This window comes from Allobosea thiooxidans (assembly GCF_900168195.1).
GTDB lineage: Bacteria > Pseudomonadota > Alphaproteobacteria > Rhizobiales > Beijerinckiaceae > Allobosea > Allobosea thiooxidans.
On sequence record NZ_FUYX01000001.1, the window covers coordinates 152,954 to 171,635 of the forward strand.

Here is an 18,682-nt window from a genome sequence, read left to right on the forward strand (position 1 = left end):
CATTCGGTCGCTGGCGGGGCCCGGAATGTCGCCTCCCCGCGGAAGACTTTCTCAATCCGCGCCGCTTACGGTCCGCCGCGCTCGAAACGGGACGGATATGTATTACGAGGTCCACAGCGAGAACATCGCCGCGCGAAGCCACGCGCCGGAGGTTGCCGAAATCCTCGATCGGTTCGTGCTGCATCGGCGCGGCGGATCGCCGGTCGCCTATGAAGCGCTCGCCGCCGAGCTCCTGCCGACATTCGGCGAGGATCTGATGGTCCTCGAGCCCGCAGTCGACGGCGACTATCGCTGGGTCCATTTCGGGCGCGAGATCATCCGCTATTCCGGCGCCAACCGGCTGGGCGAGTGCGTCTCGGGCATGCGGCCGCAGGTCGCCCGCTTCACCATCGACTGCCTGGACCAGGCGCTGGCCGAGGGCGAGGCGCTCTACACGGTGCATCGCTCGAACGGCACGGTGCGGGTCGCGCTCTGGGAACGGCTGCTGCTGCCGACGCTGGCCGCGGACGGGCGCCGCTTGGTCATCGCCTTCAGCCGCCCGCTGCAGTTCCGCGAGGACCTGCTCAACGCCGTGCTGGAAACCTCTCCTTGTGGCATCGTCGCCCTGCGTGCGATCCGCGACGCAGCCGGTGCGATCGAGCAGGCCGTCATCGTCACCGCCAACAGCCGCGCCGCCGCGCTCAGCGGCAATCCCGGCATGACGCTGCTCGACACCGACGGCCGCGAGAGCCTGCCCTTCCTGTCCGACCCTCTGGTCTGGCAGCGCTGCCGCCGCGCCATCGACCTGCAACGCTCCGACCTGCTCGAGACCTCCTTCACCCGGGACGGCCGAGCGATCTGGCTGCGGGTCGCGATCGCGCCGCTCGGCGACGGCCTGCTGCTGACCCTGACCGACATCACCGACCTGACCGTCGCCAACCACACCCTGCAGATGCGCGCGGCGACGCTTGCGCTCGAGATCGGCCGCGAGCGCGCGACGAGGCGCGCCCTCTCCGAGGAGATCGACCTGCGCGAGGAGCGCGAGCGGGAGCTGCGCCGGCTCGCCGAGACCGACCCGCTGACGGCGCTGCTCAACCGCCGCTCCTTCACCGAGAAGGCCAATGCCGCCATCGCCGCCTGCGAGGCGAGCGAGACCGAGATGGCGCTCGTCATCGTCGACCTCGACCACTTCAAGCAGGTCAACGACACCTACGGACATCCGGCCGGCGATGCGGTGATCCGCGCCTTCGCCGATCTGTTGCTCGGGCAGCTTCGCAACGAGCGCAACCTCATCGGCCGCTTCGGCGGCGAGGAATTCGGCATCCTGCTTCAGGGCGCCGACCTGGCGGCGGCGGCGGCCAGTGCCCGGCAAATCCAGGACGCGCTGCTCGCCCGCGCGATGCCGGTCTCCGAAACCCTGGCGCTGCGGGTGACGGCGAGCCTGGGCGTCGCGGCGCGTCAGCCGGGCGAAAGCCTGGCCTCGTTGACCGCGCGCGCCGACCAGGCGCTTTACCGGGCCAAGAACGAGGGCCGCAACCGGCTCGGCCTCGCCCCGCCCGCAACCGTCGCGGCCGCCGCCTGATCAGATGGCGAGCGCGGCCCGCGCCGCGTCCAGGGCCTCCGTCGGCGCCACCGCGCGCCAGCCCGCCATCTGGTGGCGGAACCACGTCACCTGCCGCTTGGCATAGGCGCGCGTATCGGCCTGTCCGCGCCGGATCGCCTCCGCAAGGCTGATCTCGCCGTCGAGATGGGCGATCAGCCCCGGCACGCCATGGGCACGCATGATCGGCAGCAGCGGGTCGAGCCCGCGCGCCTTGAGGCGCGCGACTTCGTCCAAGGCCCCGGCCGCGATCATCGCCTCGAAACGCTGGTCGATCTGCCGCCGCACCGCCTCGCGCTCGGGATGGATGAACAGGCGCAGCTGCCCATTTTCGCCGAGCGGCCCCGGCTCGCGCTCGCCCTGGAAGCTCGCCAGCGAGCGCCCCGTCGCGCGGAAGATTTCGAGCGCCCGCATGATCCGCATCCGGTCGCTCGGCTTCAGCCGCTCCGCCATCTGCGGGTCGCAGGCGGCGAGTTCGGCATGGAGCGCGCCCGTGTCGAGCCCTTCCGCATGGGCGCGGAACTCCGCCCGGACGCTCTCCGGAACGGCCGGCATCGCCGAGAAGCCCTCGGTCACCGCCTTGAAATAGAGCCCCGTGCCGCCCACCAGGATCGGCAGCGAGCCCTTCGCCCGCAATTCGTCGAGCAGGTCAGCCAGGTCCCCGGCGTAGCGCATCGCCGAATAGTTCACGGCGCCGTCGACATGGCCGTAGAGACGGTGGGGCACCATCGCCTCCTCCGCCTCGCTCGGCCGTGCGCTCAGAACGCGCAGATCGGCATAGACCTGCATGGAATCGGCATTGACGACGGTGCCGCCGGTGCGGCGCGCGATCTCGATCGCCAGCGCGGACTTGCCGCTGGCGGTCGGACCTGCGATGAGCACCGCCCTGACCTGTCCTTCAGCCTGCCCCACCGGTCCTCGCATGCTCGTCGCCACACTCGTATCCGCCCACGGCCAGGCGCTGGTCGGCGAAGCCCTGCTGGCCCGCCTCGCCCGCGCCGTTCCCGGCACCGCCCGCACCGCGGTGCTCGACGGTGCGGTCGCTGCCGACCTCTTCGCGGATGCCGCCGACGCGCGCAAGCTCGAAGCCGAGATCCGCGCGGCGCTGGAGGGCGCGGCGATCGACGTCATCGTCCAGCCGGCGGCCACGCGCCGCAAGGCGCTGTTCCTCGCCGACATGGATTCGACCATGATCGGGCAGGAGTGCATCGACGAGCTCGCCGCCGTCGTCGGCCTCAAGGAGCACGTCGCCGCCATCACCGAGCGGGCGATGCGTGGCGAGATCGAGTTCGAGCCGGCGCTGCGCGAGCGCGTCGCGTTGCTCAAGGGCGTGTCGCTCTCCGTAGTCGACGAGATTATCCGGGACCGCATCACGCTGACGCCCGGCGGGCGCGAGCTCGTCCGTACGATGCGTGCCAACGGCGCCTATACCGCGCTGGTCTCCGGCGGCTTCACCGTCTTCACCGGGCCGATCAGCGCGACGATCGGCTTCGACGAGCATCGCTCCAACACGCTGCTGGCCGATGCCGGCATCCTCACCGGCAAGGTCGCCGATCCGATCCTCGGCAAGCAGGCCAAGCTCGACGCCCTCGTCGGGCTGCGCGCCCGTTTCGGCCTGGCCCCTGAGACGACGCTCGCCGTCGGCGACGGCGCCAACGACCTCGCCATGCTCGGAGAGGCTGGGCTGGGCGTCGCCTTCCGGGCCAAGCCCGCCGTCGCGGCGGCAGCGGATGCGCGGCTGGACCACGCCGACCTCACCGCCCTGCTCTACGCCCAGGGCTATACGGGCGACCAGATCGTCCGGAGCTGACCGCCCCACATAGAACGCGGGTCATCCCGGACGAAGCGAAGCGAAGATCCGGGATCCATTCCTGAGCGCTTCCGATGAAGGTTCCGGAATGGGCCCCGGGCCTCCCTGCGGTCGCCCGGGATAACGCGTATTTCTGGAAAGCGCTGATCAGTCGACGATGAAGAGCTTCGCGCCGGTCTTCGTCGTGGAGCGGTGCGCCTCGGCATTGTCCGCAACCTGATAGCTCATCCCGGCCCTGAGCGGCATCACCCGCCCGTCGGCGAGCGTGGTCTCCATCTCCCCCTCCAGGCACAGGATGATGTGCCCCTTCGAGCACCAGTGGTCGGCGACGTAGCCGGGCGAGTACTCGACCATGCGGACGCGGATGCGGTTCTCCGCCGGGCCGAAATACTGCACGCGCCAGATCGCCTCGCCGCTGTCGCCGGCATGGCGCTCGGGCGGAATCGTCGACCAGTCGGTGGTGACGAAGGGAATTTCGCTGATCTTCATCTGGCCTCTCCCGGCGCGGGCGGATGTCCCGAGCGGCATGGAGAAGCTCTAGCCGTGTTCCGGCACGCTGCGCCAGCGCGATCCCCGGACCTCTGGTCCGCATTCACGGCATGAAAAAGGGCGGCCCTGCCGGGCCGCCCTCTCGCATTCTGCAGCTGTCGCCGATCTCAGTTCATCGCGACGGCGACGAAGCGGACCTCGCCCTGCCCGTTCGAGACGAGCAGCAAAGCCGACTTCTTGCCTTCCTTCTTCAGCGCCTCGAGCCGCTTGGTCACGTCCTGCGGCGAGTTCACCGGCTCCTGGCCGACCTCGACGATCAGCTCGCCGACGAGGATGCGCTTGTCGGCGGCATTCGAATTGCCGTCGACCTTGGTGATGACGACGCCCTTGAGCCCGTCCTTGATCGAGTAACGCTTCCGGAGCTCATCCGTCTGCGGCGAGAATTCGAGGCCGAGCGCGCTCGTCACGGCGGGCTTGGCCGGTTCGGCGGCGGGCTTGTTGGCCGAAGCCGACTGCACCTTCTCGCCATCCTCGAGGCGGCCGAGCTTGACCGTCTTGACCTCTTCCTTGCCCTTGCGGATCACCGCGATCGGCACGTCCTTGCCGACCGGCGTGGCGGCGACGATGCGCGGCAGGTCGCGCGAATCCTTCACTTCCTTGCCGTCGAACTTGACGATGACGTCGCCGGTCTCGAGGCCAGCCGGCTTGGCCGGGCCCTTCTCGTCGATGCCGGCCACGAGGGCACCGCGCGCCGTGCCGAGGCCGAGCGCCTCGGCGGTGGCGTCGTCGACGCTCTGGATGCGCACGCCCAGCCAGCCGCGCCGCGTCTCGCCGAACTCCTTGAGCTGATCGACGATATTCACGGCCAGCGACGACGGCACCGCGAAGCCGATGCCGACCGAGCCGCCGGTCGGCGACAGGATCGCGGTGTTGATGCCGATCACCTCGCCCGCCATGTTGAACAGCGGGCCGCCGGAGTTGCCCTTGTTGATGGCTGCGTCGGTCTGGATATAGGTGTCGTAGGGACCCTGGCTGATGTCGCGGTTGCGCGCCGAGACGATGCCGGACGAGACCGAGCCGCCGAGGCCGAACGGGTTGCCGATCGCCATCACCGGGTCGCCGATCCGCATCTTGTCGGAATCGCCGAACTTGACGAAGGGCAGCGGCTTGTCGTGCTTCACCCGCAGCACGGCGAGGTCGACCTTGGTGTCCTTGCCGATGACCTCGGCCTTGAGCCTGAGCCCGTCGCCGAACACCACCGTGATCTCGTTGGCGTCGCCGATGACGTGGTTGTTGGTCACGACGATGCCGGACGGATCGACCACGAAGCCGGAGCCGGCCGATTGCGAGCGGCGCTGCTGCGGCGCCTGGCGCTCGCCCTGCTGGTTGCGGCGGTTGAAGAATTCCTCGAACAGGTCGCCGAAGGGCGTGTCCGGGCCGAGCTGCGGCAGCTGCGGCAGGTTGCGCCCCTTCTGGTCGTTTGTGGTGACCGCCGAAATGTTGACCACCGCCGGCATGACCTTCTCGACGAGGTCGGCGAGCGAGGTCTGTCCTTGCAGCAGCGGCGTGTTGGCCTGCGCCTGTCCCGGCACCAGTACCGGCGAGGCCAGCAGCGCCAGGCCGGCGATGCCGGCCGCGAGGGCGATACGGGCGGGCCGGACTGCGGAAACGGTTTTAGATGCCATATGGGTCCTCATGTCGGAAGGATGCGGCCGGTCGATGCAGGCAGCGCGCATCCGATGATTGAACTCCGAAATGCGGCGGAAGGGCGACGCACGATCATGTCATCGAACACGATCGCGTGCCCGCTTCCGACAATCTACCAGCTTCCGCGCGCGAGCCAGACCAATAGCACGCCCAGCACGGCCGAGCCGAGGCCGATGAGCCGCATCCGGTCCGCCGGCGTCTCCGCGGCGCTGCGCAGGGCATCCTTCGCCAGATGCGGGATCGCGGCGAAAAGGATGCCCTCGATAGCAAAGACCAGGCCGAGCGCCGCGATGAAATCGAACATCGGCGTCGCTCGCTCCGATCAGGGCCGTGCCGGCGCGGGCGCGGCGGGTGCCGTCGCTCCGCTGCCCTGCTGCGGCCCGCCCTGGCGCTGCGCGTTCGGGCCGTTGAAGAAGCGGAAGAACGGCGAATCCGGCGTCAGCACCATCCGCGTGTCTCCCGCCTTGATGCTCGCCTCATAGGCCTGCATCGAGCGGTAGAACGAGAAGAACTCGGGATCCTTGCCGAAGGCTTCGGCGAAGACCTTGTTCCGCTCCGCCTCGCCCTCGCCGCGGATCACGTCGGAGCGCTGCTGCGCCTCGGCGACGATCACGGTCGCGTCCCTGTCCGCCCTTGCGCGGATCTCCTGCGCCTGCTGGCCGCCGAGAGCGCGCGCTTCCGCCGCCTCGCGCTGGCGCTCGGTCTGCATCCGCTGGAACACCGCGGCCGAGTTCGCCGTCGGCAGGTCGACGCGCCGCAGCCGGACGTCGACGACCGTCATGCCGAAGCGCGCGGCCTCGCGGTTCACGTCGTCGCGGATGCGGTTCATCAGCCGCGAGCGCTCGGTGCGCACCATCGCGATGAAGGTCGCTTCCGCCAGCACCGAGCGAACGTTGCCGTTCACGATCGAGGCGAGCTGCGAGTTCGCGCGCGGAATGTTGTTGACCGCCTGGTAGAAGCGCAGCGGATCCGAGATGCGGTAGCGCGTGAAGGCATCGACGACGAGACGCTTCTGGTCCGAGGCGATGATTTCCTGCGCCGGCAGGTCGAGATCGAGGATGCGGTTGTCGAGCAGCGTCACCGTCTCGATCGGCGCGAACCACTTGAAGTAGAGGCCCGGCGCGGTCTTGACCGCGCGCACCGCGCCGAGGCGCAGCACGATGGCCGACTGGGTCTGCGAGACCACGAAGGTGCAGGCGTAGAGCACCGCCGCGGCGGCCACGACCAGGACGAGCAGGGCCGCGCGAAACACGGAGCCGTTCATCGCGTAGCCCCTCCCTGCTGGCGCACGGCCGGAACCTGGCGGCCGGCATTGAGCTGGTCGAGCGGCAGATAGGGCACCACGCCCTGCCCGCCGACGGGGTTGTCGAGGATGATCTTGTCGGTCCCGCCCATCACACGTTCCATCGTCTCCAGGAAGAGACGCTCGCGCGTCACGTCCGGAGCGTTCCTGTACTGCTCGTAGACCGCATTGAAACGGCTCGCCTGACCGCGCGCCTCGGCGACGGTCTGCTCCTTGAAGGCTTCAGCCGATTGGACGAGCTGGGCCGCCCGGCCGCGCGATTCCGGCACGACGCGGTTGGCATAGGTCTGCGCCTCGTTGCGCAGGCGTTCCTGGTCGGCGCGCGCCGCCTGGACGTCGCGGAAGGCGTCGATGACCTGCTGCGGCGGATCGACCTTCTGCAGCTGGACGAGGCGGATCTGCACGCCGGCATTGTAGCCGTTGAGCGTCTCCTGCATCAGCTGGCGCACCTCGGTCTCGATCGCGCCGCGGTCGGTGGTGAGCACGGGCTGGATGTTGCGCCGGCCGATGATCTCGCGCATCGCGCTCTCGGCCACGGCCTTCACCGTGCCCGACGGATCCTGGATGTTGAAGACGTAGTTCTCCGGCACGGCCGGATCGATCTGCCACTGCACGATGAAGTCGATGTCGACGATGTTCTCGTCGCCCGTCAGCATCAGGCTTTCCTCGGTGACGTCGGTCTGGCGCGAGGTGCGGACCGATTCGACGGTGCGGAAGCCGACTTCCGTGGTGATGACGTTCGTCACCTGCGGCTTGATCACGCGGCCGATCGGATAGGGCCAGTTCCAGTTGGCGCCCTCGCCGGTCTTGCCGGCGAAGCGGCCGAACACGACGTTGAGGCCGACCTCGTTGGGTCGGACGAAATAGATGCCGGAGCCGAGCCAGATCAGGATCAGCACCAGGATGCCGAGGGCGAGCCCGCGCCCGCCGATATTGCCGCCCGGAACCAGATTCTTCAGCCGGTCCTGGCTGCGCCGCAGGATCTCCTCGAGATCGGGCGGATTGCCGTTGCCGCCGCCGGAGCCACCGCCCCACGGGCCGCCGCCACCACTGCCACCGCGCTGACCCCAGGGACCTCCCCCGCCGCTGCCACCGCCGCTCTGATTGCTCCAAGGCATACCCGAGCCGTTCCCTTCCGTTCTATCGAGGCCGAGCCATAGGCGAATGACGGCCGCTTGTCAGCGTCTTCGGCTGAAGACGCTGGGCTGAGTTGGTCATGGGACACGGATTCGTCAACGGCGCAAGCCATTCATCGTGAATGGAAAGCGGCGATCAGCCGCGCCTGCGGTAGGTGGCGAAGGTGAAAGCGTGCTCGTTCTCGGCATCGGCCGGGTGGTGCTCGCTCGCGCCGGCGACGAAGGCGTCGCGTTCCCAGTCGGGGAAAAGCGCATCGCCTGATGGCTTGGCATGGACCTGCGTCAGCTCCAGCCGGTCGGCCAGCGGCAGCGCCTGGCGGTAGATTTCCGCGCCCCCCGCCACCACGACGGAATCGGCCCCGCTCGCCGCGGCGAGCCGCTGGCCCAGCTCCAGTGCGTCGTCGAGCGAATGCGCGATCCTGACGCCGTCGGCGGAAAAATCGGGGTCGCGGGTCAGCACGATGATCTCACGCCCCGGCAGCGGCTTGCCGATCGAGAGGAAGGTCCGGCGCCCCATCAGCACCGGGCGGCCGAGCGTAAGCTCGCGGAAATGCCTGAGGTCGCTCTTGAGCCGCCAGATCAGCCGGTTGTCGTCGCCGATCACATTGTTGTCGGCCACGGCTGCGATCAGCACGACCGGGCGCTTCTCCATCGCTTCAGCCCTCCGTTCCCAGCCGTCTCAGCGCCTCTCCCTCCAGCCGCTTCACCGTCCACTCGTCCTGTGCCGTGGCGCCGAGCGCGCGGTAGAAAACGCGCGAGGGCTCGTTCCAGTTCAGCACCCACCAGGCCAGCCGCGGCAGGCCCTCCTCGACGCAGCGCCGCGCCAGCCCGGCGATCAGCCCCTTGCCGATGCCGCGCCCGCGCTGGCCCGGCCGGACGTAGAGATCCTCCAGCCAGATGCCGTGCCGCCCGCTGAAGGTCGAGTAGGTGTAGAACCACACGGCGAAGCCGACCGGCTCGCCGTTCCATTCGGCGATGTCGCAGAACGTCTTCGGATTCGGCCCGAACAGCGCCGCATCGAGTTCGGCCTCGGTCGCGACGACCTCGTGCAGCAGTTTCTCGTACTCGGCGAGTTCCTTGATGAAGGCGAGCACGAGCCCGGCCTCGCCGGGGCGGGCGGAACGGATGTTGAGCGTCATACGGCGATCGGAGCCTTGATGGTGGGATGCGGGTCGTAATCCGTGATCGTCACATCCTCGAAGCGGAAATCCTCGAGCCGCGTCACGGCCGGGTTGAGCGCAAGCTTCGGCAGCGCGCGCGGCGCGCGCGAAAGCTGCAGCCGCGTCTGATCGAGATGGTTCACATAAAGGTGCGTATCGCCGAAGGAATGGACGAAGTCGCCGACGCCCAGCCCCGTGACCTGCGCCATCATATGGGTCAGCAGCGCATAGCTCGCGATGTTGAAGGGCACGCCGAGGAAGACGTCGGCCGAACGCTGGTAGAGCTGGCAGGACAGCTTCCCGTCGGCGACGAAGAACTGGAACAGGCAATGGCAGGGCGCCAGCGCCATCTTCGGGATATCGGCCGGGTTCCAGGCCGAGACGATCAGGCGGCGCGAATCGGGATTGCGGCGGATCTCGTCCACCACCCAGGCGATCTGGTCGATCACCTGCCCGTCCGGGGCCGCCCAGCTGCGCCACTGCCGGCCGTAGACCGGGCCGAGATCGCCGTTTTCATCGGCCCACTCGTCCCAGATGGTGACGCCGTTCTCGCGCAGGTAGCGCACATTGGTGTCGCCGCGCAGGAACCAGATCAGCTCATGGATGATCGACTTCAGATGCAGCTTCTTGGTCGTGACGAGCGGAAACCCCTCCGACAGGTCGAAGCGCATCTGGTGGCCGAAGACGGCGAGGGTTCCGGTCCCGGTCCGGTCGTCCTTGCGGACGCCTTCTGTCAGGACGCGTTGAAGCAGGTCGTGGTACTGGCGCATGGCGAATCTCTGCGAGGCGCGCGAGCATAGCGGCTCGGCGCCCGCTTGGCCTCCTCCGCCATGTCCCCGTCCCCAGGCTTTGCCGGGCGGCGCCTTGGCCGGAACAATATTCCAGCCCCTCCTGTTGCCTTCCCGAGATCCCGCAGGAGGGCCCTTCCATGCTGTCGCGCACACCGTTCCTGGCCCTGGCCGTCGCCTGTCCGCTCTGGGTGCTGCCCCATCCCGGACAGGCGCAGGCACCCGGCCCCTCCGCCCCATCGCAGCAGCCGGCCGTCTCGATGGAGCAGGCGCGCCGCATCGCCGCCGAGAACGGCGTCGTCAGGGTCGAGGAGATCAGCCTCGAGCGCGACGAATGGAAGGTCGAGGGCCGGGACAGCACCGGCGCCGAGATCGAGATCAAGCTGCGCGCCAGCGACGGCGTCATCATCCGGATGGAGCGCGAGCGCCCGGCCTCGGCGCGTGCCGACCGCAAGTGAGCTGGCCGCAAGTGACTTGAGCGCAAGTGACTTGGGCGCCCTCACGGCATTGCGACGCGCCGTGAGGGCGCGCGTCCCCAAACCCGCCGCATTCGACGCAGCACATCGCTCCCCGATTCGCAGGGGATATGACGATGCGCAGGAACGGTGCCATCATCGGGTTGTTGATCGCGCTGGCGCTGAGCGGCGGGATCGCGCGGGCGGCCCACGGCCAGAACGATCTGGTTTCCGAGCAGCGGGCGCGCGACATCGCCTGGCGGGCCGGGCTCGTCCATGTCGAGCAGATCACGCGCTCCGGCGACCGCTGGGAGGTCGCGGGCCGGACTGTCGACGACGAGGTGATCATCATCGACATCGACATCAGAAATGGTCGGATTCTCGATTGAGGCCGGAAAGCCGCACAAGCTGTCGAAATCGGCGGTGCACTCTTTCGCCGCGCAAAGGCTGCGCCTATATTCGCAGGTGCCGCTCGCAAGAGCGGCTATGGCGATAAACGGACTTCGTAATAAGCCTTTCGGACCCGGGGGCGGTACCTTAGGTTCAGAAATTGTGTAGTCGACACAATCCGTTTGCAATCTTCACTGGGCTTGCTTGGTGCTGCTTTCTGGCGCGACCGTCGAGTGGCCGGCGAAGCTGGTCGGGGTTGCGCAGCCGGCCATAGCGCGACATCGGAGCTGGGAGTTGGTGATCGAGCCCAATCGGCATTGTTATCCAGCCACTGATTGTAGAGCCCTCGAGAAACGTCAGCGAAGTGAAGAGCTCACCGCGCAGCAGTATCCGTACGGTTTCGGCTTGGACCGTTAGGTTCGCCATTTGAGCTCTTGCGCCTTCGATCGGGATGCGCAGGTTGAGTTTGGCGCTGCCTTTTGAGACGCTTGGGCCCATGCACGCCTCCCTCGGTTCAGCCGAGCTTTTGCAAGTTGACCACATTCCGAATTCGACCGGTGACGAGCTTCAAGTCATGTCTGGGCTGGTCGTTTCTCGACCAGGGAAGTCGCTTGCCTCCGTCAGTACTCGCTTCGCCCCCCTAGCTCCTTTGTAAGCGTCGTCGTCAGGCCACGTCCCTGAGGGCGGCCTGAGCCGGATAGGCCCAAGGCAGCAGTTCATCGATGCGGCTGTTGGGATGGCCGCTGACGATCCTGGCGATGACGTCGGCGAGATAGGCGGGCGGCTCGACACCGTTGAGCTTTGCGGTTTCGAGGAGCGAGGCGATGACGGCCCAATGCTCCGCGCCGCCGTCGGAGCCGGCGAAGAGCGCATTCTTCCTGGTCAGGGCGAGCGGCCGGATCGAGCGCTCGACGGTGTTGGAGTCGATTTCGACGCAGCCGTCAGCGAGGAAGAGGCTCAAGCCCTGTCAACGCGAGAGCGCATAGCGGATGGCCTCGGCGAGCTTCGTCTTCTGGCTGATCAGGCTGAGCTTCTCGCGCAGCCATGGCTCCATGGCCTCGAGGATCGGCGTGCTCTTTTCCGGGCGCGCTACCCGACGTGCATCGGCATCATGGCCACGGATCGCGGCTTCGATGCGATAGAACTCGGCGATGCGCTGGAGGGCGACAACGCTCACCCTCGCGCCAGGCTCGAAGCTCTCCGCCACGATCGCGCCTTGTCCTCGGCAGACCAGTCCCGACGGCGCCCCGCACCTCAAACCGCCTAACCGGCTCGTCGATCTCGACGCTCGATTTAAGCGTAAGCTCTGAAATCGTCATATGTCCAAGCCCTCCAGGCTCGGAACATCAACGCTCATGCCCCATCCCGAAAGGTGGGGCCGGGACGCCGCTTACGCTCCTTTCTCCGTTCACGGCGCGAGATTGCCAAGTCAAGATTTCCGGAAGCGTACGCCTGCTGCGGCTTGGGATGGTCGCCGCGGCACTCACCACAAGAGGCACCTGCGTCAAAGACAGGTGCGAGCTAGAGGCGCGCGGACGGCGATCGGGCTCCGCGCGAGATCCATCGAGAAAAGTCTGTAGGAGCGGGTATGGCGCTCACCAGACCGCTATCTCGGCGAGTTGGGATTCAATCCCGCATTCTGGGGATTCGTCCCCGAAAGCTCCTCCCTGAATCCCAACCGGCGCGCCCAGGATTCGCCCATTAGTTGTAGGATTCATTTGCAAAGACCGACTTTTGAATTCAAGGATTCGATTGCAATATCAATTGGTTAGAAATCACAACGCTTGCCTTGTCACTCATTCTCTGCTACCCCTTGCCCAACGTATGTACAATCACAGATTGTTCGACCAGGGGAAAACCAAGTGACGAAGCCGCCAAGACCAACAGACCGCCACTCGCTTGCGGCACACTCCTTAGCGACGAGCCCAGTGCGACCAGTCTCAGTTAGCGTTCCCTCGAACTCGCTCGACCGGTGACAGGGTAGCGAGCCAGGGACCTCAATCGTCCCGGAAGCAAGCTTGCCGATCTGCAAGTATGGAGACTTCACCATGGCCACGGTCCATTGGCCGGGGAACGAGGTCGCTCGCGTACCAAAACGCGCGCACCTCATCGGCGTTCCCTTCATCATGACTGGCGACGAGGAATTTCCCGATGGCATCAACGCCTTCATCTTCGAAAGAGCGCGCGGAAAAGTCTCCGCTCTTCACGGCGCCGCTCCGCGTGTTCGCCTGCGCCCTCTCGACCGGGAGGCACGTCGCAAGATCGCTTATAATCTCGCGGACCTGTTGACCTGGGGTGAAACAGAAAGAGCTCATCCAACGCAGGGCACCATCAGATGGGATCAACTAAAAAGCTGGCACATCCTTGAGATGTACCAGGATGCGCTTATTCGCGGATACTGGTCAGAAAACTTCTTCAGAACGAAGTCGCCGTCGCCCATTGCCCCTGAGACAGTCCGGACAAAAATCAGCCATGCCTTAGGCTGCTTCAAGTGGATGGCGGACAACGGCTTTGTCACGAATTTCGATTACGAGCCCGCTCTTCAAACGATTACTCTTTCGAAGGACGCCTGCCTGCTCTCGTATCGCAGGGAGCTGCAACAGGCGGTTACAAATTCGGTCCCAGTCGCCGCTCGAGCGTTTCGAAAGTCGCCAGGCAATCAGCCTTTACCGACTTTGCCCCATCTCCACGCGTTCTTTTCGGCTTTGGCACCCGGGCCGCACAGGCTGATCGCGCTGCAAATGTTCGAAACCGGCATGCGTGCAACGGAGGTCATCGAGAACACACTGATCCCAGGGCGCGTTCACCAACGCTGTATGGATCGGTCGAAGTGGCACGTACATCCGAGCTGGTCAGATCAACCGCTAACACTCGAATGGTCTTTGGGTGACGATCGAATGATCGGCGTAATACCGCCACTGGAGATGGTGGAATGGAAACTGAAGCCAGGCTCGGGCTGGGATCGCCAATCAACTCCCGGCAGCAGATTGGACTACGGTTACCAGTGCAACTATCGGATTATTGGAAAGGGCCCCAAGGTTCGCCTGGCACATCTTCCGCCCAAGCTCCTCCTAGCCATGTGGGCCTACATCAACGGAGCGCGTCGCAGTAACGAAGATTCCGCGCACGTTTACCTAAATAGATTTCAGCAAAAAATGTCGTACCATGCAATCTGGGAAGCCTTCGACGCGGCCAATCACGCGATCAAGTCACCATTACGTCTTACGCCCCACGTTATGCGGCATGCATATGCCTGCTATTTTTTGGAAGCAGCAATAATTAAAGAAGGTCAAGATCGAGGATACGACAGGAATTCTATTCCACCCGAGCTTATATTGGAGCACGGGAGCACGATTCTTCTTACTATACAATCTGATCTTGGGCATTCGGAAGCCAAATCGACCAAAAAGTACCTCGAACAGGTCGCCAAAGGTTGGATCCGAATGTCAGCCCATCAAACGTGGAACCAATTCCTGGATGAAGTTCAGCTTGATGTCTAGGAGATACAGAAAAGGAGATTTCTCGGAATCTCAATCCAATATCGCGAATATTGCCTCGCCGCCCGACCCAGGACAGGGGAGGCATCCGCTCGTTATTTCTGCCAGCATCGGACATGGGGTGTCAAGAACATCGAGCATTCAACTCGATATTCTTGATCGCGTGCATTTGTTTGGGAATAACTCTCGCGGGATCAGAAATATTTTTATGAATGCATCCCCAGAGACCGTTGATTCATACAAGGCAAAGCTGAGGCATATCGAGCGATATATTCTATGGTACTCCGATACATTTCAGGCCATTCCACCCAAGACGGCAGCAGAAATCGATGATCATTTCTGCAACACTTTCGCCGCATGGTTGGTTCTCCCGGGGCAGCCGCAAAGCTCGCTTGCAACCGCGATGCGATTCTTCATACGAGTTTTGCGCGCTGTAGGCGCCTCCCCTAGCCTGATTCCGAGTAACCCCTTTCACGACAACGATCTCCCCACGCCTGGCGACACCTTGTCAAAGGCGGAGGCGAGAAAGATCGTCAATCAAGCGAAATTCGAGATCGGAATCGTCAAGCGCCGGACCCAAGAGGCACATCGTCTTGCAGGATCTGGCCACGACCCCCACCGCAACGCAGGCGGACGACATGGCGATTGGCAACAAGTGGAAAACCGAGCGTGGGTCATAAAGCGCCTGCTGAAGAGAGAGATCCATTCTTTCGAAGACCTACGCCGCAATCTCGGCCGAAACACATTGCTCCGCGGTCTTGAGGGACGGCCAGCAGCAGAATACGTCGCACCCGACGGGACAATCCAGAGAATGGTGGGTTGGATGGGCCACCTACGGTGGTTCTTCCCGTGGGCGGATGACATGGCTCCGTTCATCGTACTTCTTATGCTTCGTACCGGTTGGAATCTATCCACTGTCGCAGCATTGCGCACCCGCGCCTGGGTCGAGCCGTTTCCATTTCGGTTGAGCGGACGAACCGGGGAGGACCATGTCTACGTTGTCTCATACAAGACGCGTGGCCGCAGCAACCGCCTCCAATCCAGCGCTGTTGTCAAAGTCCCGTCATCAAAACGACCTTGGTCGCATCCATATCGCCTACTCAAATATTTGGACTATTTAACGCTCGCATTACGAAAGGAAATACATAGAAAATTGAACGCCATTCTTCAGAAAGGTAAGCTTGATAAATCCGATGAAGATGAATTGAATAAGCTATCGCAGATCAAGGACGACATTTTTATATATAAAAACGAGAGAGGAATAACTTCCTTATACTGGGAAATTAGAAACGGTCAACACCGAGGAATTCAGGCATTTTTGCAACGATGCGGCTCAGGCGCGGGCGTGAGGGATCTACGCGATGCAACAATACTCTTCAGTTATGAAACATCCGGGCAGAATTTATTTGTTGCACAGATTGTCGCAAATCACACAGATCGAGAAACGACCGCCCTCTATGTTCGTCGAAGACTGACACAAGAGAGGGTTTGGGACGACGCCGTCCGGGTATTCGATGCCTCGCTCAGCTTGATCCAATCAGGCGACTTTAACACCGACAGGGTGCGGGCGATCCTGAAGCAACAGGGCCTCACCTCGCATCAGATTGACAACCTGACAAATCAGGAAAATCGAGCACGATGGGGCAATCGGTGCGCCGACCCAGAGAATCCGCCCCAAAATTTCGCCAGAGATGCTGCGGGAGTTTGCCAATTGCAAGACTGCATTGACGGGTGCCCTCACGCACGTTGGTTCGCAGACAGCGTCGAATACGTCTGTCGCGAATTGATAAATGCAGAACGACTGCATGAAAGATTAAGCCTTCAGTCAACCGAAGGCAGCTCGTTGGAGAGCCGCATAAATCGTTGTCGAGAACTTCTTACTCGATGGCCTACCGCAACCGTTAACAAAGCTCTTGAGGCAGCAAAGTCAGAAATGGAAAGAGAGCCCGATCTTTTTTTTGGATCCATCTGATGAATGAAACGACCCCGTGGTTTACTGAGTTCGAAGATTCTCGAATGTGGGTGGTGCATGCCCGAAATTCTATGCCATCTAAACCACCATACCAAGATGAACTTCATACAACTCCTCTATCTCAATTTAGGGATGACACTTGGGAGTACCCCACGACGTGGGCTTCTGAAAACAACCGCAATTGTCTTTTCTTAGATTTCCTGGGGCATGGCACCTTTCCGGATGGGACTCGACTTTCTTTATCCCCAGTCACCGACGCCATTTTGATTCGGCAGCTCAAGGAGGCGCTCATTGCCCTTACATACCGTCGCGGGATATTGACTTCCGAGCGTACGCGCGTACGCCACCTGCGACCAACAGGCGTCTATAGCCTACTGCAACCGCTGCGCCGTTTATTCGTTGCCTTCAAACGATGCGGATGCCGGTCTTTAAGGGAAGTGAATCCGGCAGTGCTGGCGGAGACGCTGGCAATGATCGAGCCATCTGCAAACGCCTTTGACAACCTCGCGACCACCTTCACAGACCTTCTATGCGCTTGCCGCCATGGTCTTATTAGTGAGGGTCTTCTCGACCTAGATTTTGAGATTTCGCCACCCACCGAGACCTTTCCCGACTTGTCAGGTCCTCGCGGATGGCAACCCATTAGTGACTTGAATGTCTCGGAGATTATCCGAGTATCCGAATTCTACGTGGACCACGTTCACGACATCGCCAAATGGATCGATTACCTCCGGAGAGACCCTGAATCTCGAAGGCATGAGGTACTGATTTGGGCAAGATCTAACTTACCATGCGGCTTAAAGCTTTCAAAAATGCTCGGCGGAAGACAACTTTTGCATAATCTGTGCGGGCTTGTTTACTCCTCGTGCAGCAATTTTATCTCGTTTCACGCAGGATTGAGAGTATCAGAACTACTTTCAATAAAGACCGGATTCATAAGCACAGATCAATCGGAGGCGATATTCGACACGAGGAAATTGCTGCTGAATTTTACAACGTATAAGACGGTGCTCAGTCTACAAGGGCGCCAGAGAGCAGTAAAAGCTCATCCAAAGCTCATTGCTATTTCAGCCGCCTTAGAGGAAGTTCGTCATGCGCTAGGGATTCCGGGAGAGTATTTATTCACGCCACCTGGAGAGTCGAGACCATATATCACGAAGCGCTGGAACAAAACCGTCCTCAGAAGATTCTGCGAGCTTCACAATTTGGACATCGAATTGACAGGGCACAGGTGGCGAAAAACTGTCGCAGCCCTTGCCGTTCGCGTTTTTACTAACGCATCAATTCACCTAAAGGAACTATTCGGTCACGCAAGCCTCTCAATGACCGCCCGATACATTCTGGCGTCCCCATTCATACGAGAAGAAATACGCGACTTAACACTCGATGAAGTAAGAAAAACGGGAAAAACCTTGCTTGAAAGTCTCTCTGTTTTTGGCGGGCCTAGGCTCGGAGGAAGACACGGAAAGGAAATGGAGCGGCGTTTCAGCGAACTCTTTGCCACCGACATTACCGAAATTGACGTAGGCAAAACGATCGATGAGTTCGTTGAAGAGATGCTCCGACAGAACATGTTGCCTATCCCTGTTATGCCAGGCGTCCTCTGCATGAAGCCCGCGAATGCCAGAGGCGCCTGCGCGACAACATCAGGAGATCGCCTGGCAGATCCCGCTCGATGCTCAGCCGCTTGCACCTGGCAAGTGCAGGAAGCTCATCGACGCGAGGTCGTCTTCTTCATGACGCGGAGGATCGCTCAGAAGTGGACGTCTTGGTCGTTGCTTCAGCAAACATATTGGGGAGCGCAGTGCCGTGATCAGATTCGTGCTTGGCCAGAATTGGCCGTCCGACTGGATGATTTTCCTGGGATGCCGACCACGCTGAAGCGGATGATTTTGGGGATTGATGCATGTCCAACAATCGCAAACTGAACGATGGCCTGAGACAATCGGCTCAAGCGCGGACAAACGACAAGCTCAACGCAATCTACGCCGTTCTTGAGGACGTCGAGCGCGACATCCGCCGCCTCGCTGAACCACTCGACCTGAAACATGTTCAAACCCGAGCGGGCGTAGGCGAAAAATTCCTCTATGGCCCCAAACACAAAGACACTACTAAACCTACAATCCAACGCAGGATTGAAAAGATAAATGAAAAATGGGAAAAACTAGAACCAGAACCAGGTGAGAATATCGAGCAATCAGAACTGGATAAAGCCAAACTTGAAGCAAAATACTGGGAGGATAGGTACCGAAAACTTGCGAGGCATTTCAATATCTGGTTTCATCGCATGCGCGACCAATCCAGAGTGATTCGTGCAAAACAAGCTGAATTTGGGAATATCCGCAATTTTAATCATAAGCGGTAGCGCAATGGTGGCTGCCCAAGGTATCAGGGCC

At 62.5% G+C, this 18,682-nt stretch carries 18 protein-coding genes and 1 pseudogene; 8 read left to right on the plus strand and 11 right to left on the minus strand.

Features of this window, described 5'->3' with window-relative positions; all coding sequences use genetic code 11:
- Positions 1-97 precede the first annotated feature (97 nt).
- Positions 98-1,561 (plus strand): GGDEF domain-containing protein, encoded by a 1,464-nt coding sequence (locus tag B5Y19_RS00760; RefSeq protein ID WP_055728907.1) that lies wholly within the window; start codon positions 98-100, stop codon positions 1,559-1,561.
- On the opposite strand, the gene miaA is transcribed toward B5Y19_RS00760, so the two are convergent.
- Entirely contained in the window at positions 1,562-2,503 is a 942-nt protein-coding gene (miaA, locus tag B5Y19_RS00765; protein ID WP_055728906.1) for a tRNA (adenosine(37)-N6)-dimethylallyltransferase MiaA, read from the minus strand. It lies immediately after the preceding gene.
- Here miaA and serB point away from each other — a divergent pair.
- Positions 2,502-3,389: a phosphoserine phosphatase SerB gene (serB, locus tag B5Y19_RS00770; protein WP_055728905.1), complete on the plus strand. Its 888-nt coding sequence runs from the start codon at positions 2,502-2,504 to the stop codon at positions 3,387-3,389. The genes miaA and serB overlap by 2 nt on opposite strands.
- Before the next feature lie 147 nt (positions 3,390-3,536).
- Here the strand turns inward: serB and B5Y19_RS00775 are convergent, their stop codons facing one another.
- From B5Y19_RS00775 to B5Y19_RS00810, 8 genes are all read right to left on the minus strand, one after another.
- A complete protein-coding gene (locus B5Y19_RS00775; protein WP_055728904.1) occupies positions 3,537-3,878 on the minus strand; it encodes a DHCW motif cupin fold protein in 342 nt (113 codons plus the stop codon).
- Positions 3,879-4,045: 167 nt separating this feature from the next.
- Positions 4,046-5,563 (minus strand): DegQ family serine endoprotease, encoded by a 1,518-nt coding sequence (locus B5Y19_RS00780; RefSeq protein ID WP_139384207.1) that lies wholly within the window; start codon positions 5,561-5,563, stop codon positions 4,046-4,048.
- 134 nt (positions 5,564-5,697) lie between these two features.
- Positions 5,698-5,889, minus strand: a complete 192-nt coding sequence (locus B5Y19_RS00785; protein ID WP_055728903.1) for a DUF2065 domain-containing protein — start codon at positions 5,887-5,889, stop codon at positions 5,698-5,700.
- Positions 5,890-5,907: 18 nt separating this feature from the next.
- Positions 5,908-6,849 carry a protease modulator HflC gene (gene hflC / locus B5Y19_RS00790; RefSeq protein ID WP_055728902.1) on the minus strand — a complete coding sequence of 314 codons (942 nt, stop codon included), beginning with the start codon at positions 6,847-6,849 and terminating at the stop codon, positions 5,908-5,910.
- A complete protein-coding gene (gene hflK / locus B5Y19_RS00795) occupies positions 6,846-8,006 on the minus strand; it encodes an FtsH protease activity modulator HflK (protein ID WP_055728901.1) in 1,161 nt (386 codons plus the stop codon). Before hflK ends, hflC begins: the two co-directional genes overlap by 4 nt.
- Positions 8,007-8,160: 154 nt before the next feature.
- Entirely contained in the window at positions 8,161-8,676 is a 516-nt protein-coding gene (locus tag B5Y19_RS00800) for a dihydrofolate reductase (protein WP_055728900.1), read from the minus strand.
- A gap of 4 nt (positions 8,677-8,680) precedes the next feature.
- Complete coding sequence (locus B5Y19_RS00805) at positions 8,681-9,163, minus strand: GNAT family N-acetyltransferase (protein ID WP_055728899.1); 483 nt, start codon at positions 9,161-9,163, stop codon at positions 8,681-8,683.
- Positions 9,160-9,954: a thymidylate synthase gene (locus tag B5Y19_RS00810; protein ID WP_055728898.1), complete on the minus strand. Its 795-nt coding sequence runs from the start codon at positions 9,952-9,954 to the stop codon at positions 9,160-9,162. The genes B5Y19_RS00805 and B5Y19_RS00810 overlap by 4 nt, the downstream gene beginning before the upstream one ends.
- Before the next feature lie 158 nt (positions 9,955-10,112).
- On the opposite strand from B5Y19_RS00810, the gene B5Y19_RS00815 reads away from it, so the two are divergent.
- Both B5Y19_RS00815 and B5Y19_RS00820 read left to right on the plus strand, forming a co-directional pair.
- Positions 10,113-10,430 (plus strand): PepSY domain-containing protein, encoded by a 318-nt coding sequence (locus tag B5Y19_RS00815; protein WP_055728897.1) that lies wholly within the window; start codon positions 10,113-10,115, stop codon positions 10,428-10,430.
- 134 nt (positions 10,431-10,564) lie between these two features.
- Positions 10,565-10,816: a hypothetical protein gene (locus tag B5Y19_RS00820; RefSeq protein WP_055728896.1), complete on the plus strand. Its 252-nt coding sequence runs from the start codon at positions 10,565-10,567 to the stop codon at positions 10,814-10,816.
- A gap of 154 nt (positions 10,817-10,970) precedes the next feature.
- On the opposite strand, the gene B5Y19_RS25535 is transcribed toward B5Y19_RS00820, so the two are convergent.
- Both B5Y19_RS25535 and B5Y19_RS00825 read right to left on the minus strand, forming a co-directional pair.
- The gene (locus B5Y19_RS25535) at positions 10,971-11,315 is read right to left on the minus strand and encodes a hypothetical protein (protein WP_139384208.1); all 345 of its coding nucleotides are present in this window, start codon (positions 11,313-11,315) and stop codon (positions 10,971-10,973) included.
- Between the two features lie 166 nt (positions 11,316-11,481).
- Positions 11,482-11,985 (minus strand): annotated as a pseudogene (locus B5Y19_RS00825) (IS66 family transposase); the annotation flags it as partial.
- 880 nt (positions 11,986-12,865) lie between these two features.
- Here B5Y19_RS00825 and B5Y19_RS25540 point away from each other — a divergent pair.
- The 4 genes from B5Y19_RS25540 to B5Y19_RS25550 are packed head-to-tail and all read left to right on the plus strand — an operon-like array spanning position 12,866 to position 18,651.
- Positions 12,866-14,317, plus strand: a complete 1,452-nt coding sequence (locus B5Y19_RS25540) for a site-specific integrase (RefSeq protein ID WP_139384209.1) — start codon at positions 12,866-12,868, stop codon at positions 14,315-14,317.
- On the plus strand, positions 14,295-16,286 hold the full coding sequence (locus B5Y19_RS25545) for a site-specific integrase (RefSeq protein ID WP_139384210.1): 1,992 nt from the start codon (positions 14,295-14,297) through the stop codon (positions 16,284-16,286). Before B5Y19_RS25540 ends, B5Y19_RS25545 begins: the two co-directional genes overlap by 23 nt.
- Entirely contained in the window at positions 16,286-18,214 is a 1,929-nt protein-coding gene (locus B5Y19_RS00840) for a tyrosine-type recombinase/integrase (RefSeq protein WP_079590963.1), read from the plus strand. The genes B5Y19_RS25545 and B5Y19_RS00840 overlap by 1 nt, the downstream gene beginning before the upstream one ends.
- Entirely contained in the window at positions 18,193-18,651 is a 459-nt protein-coding gene (locus B5Y19_RS25550; RefSeq protein ID WP_139384211.1) for a hypothetical protein, read from the plus strand. Before B5Y19_RS00840 ends, B5Y19_RS25550 begins: the two co-directional genes overlap by 22 nt.
- Positions 18,652-18,682 lie beyond the last annotated feature (31 nt).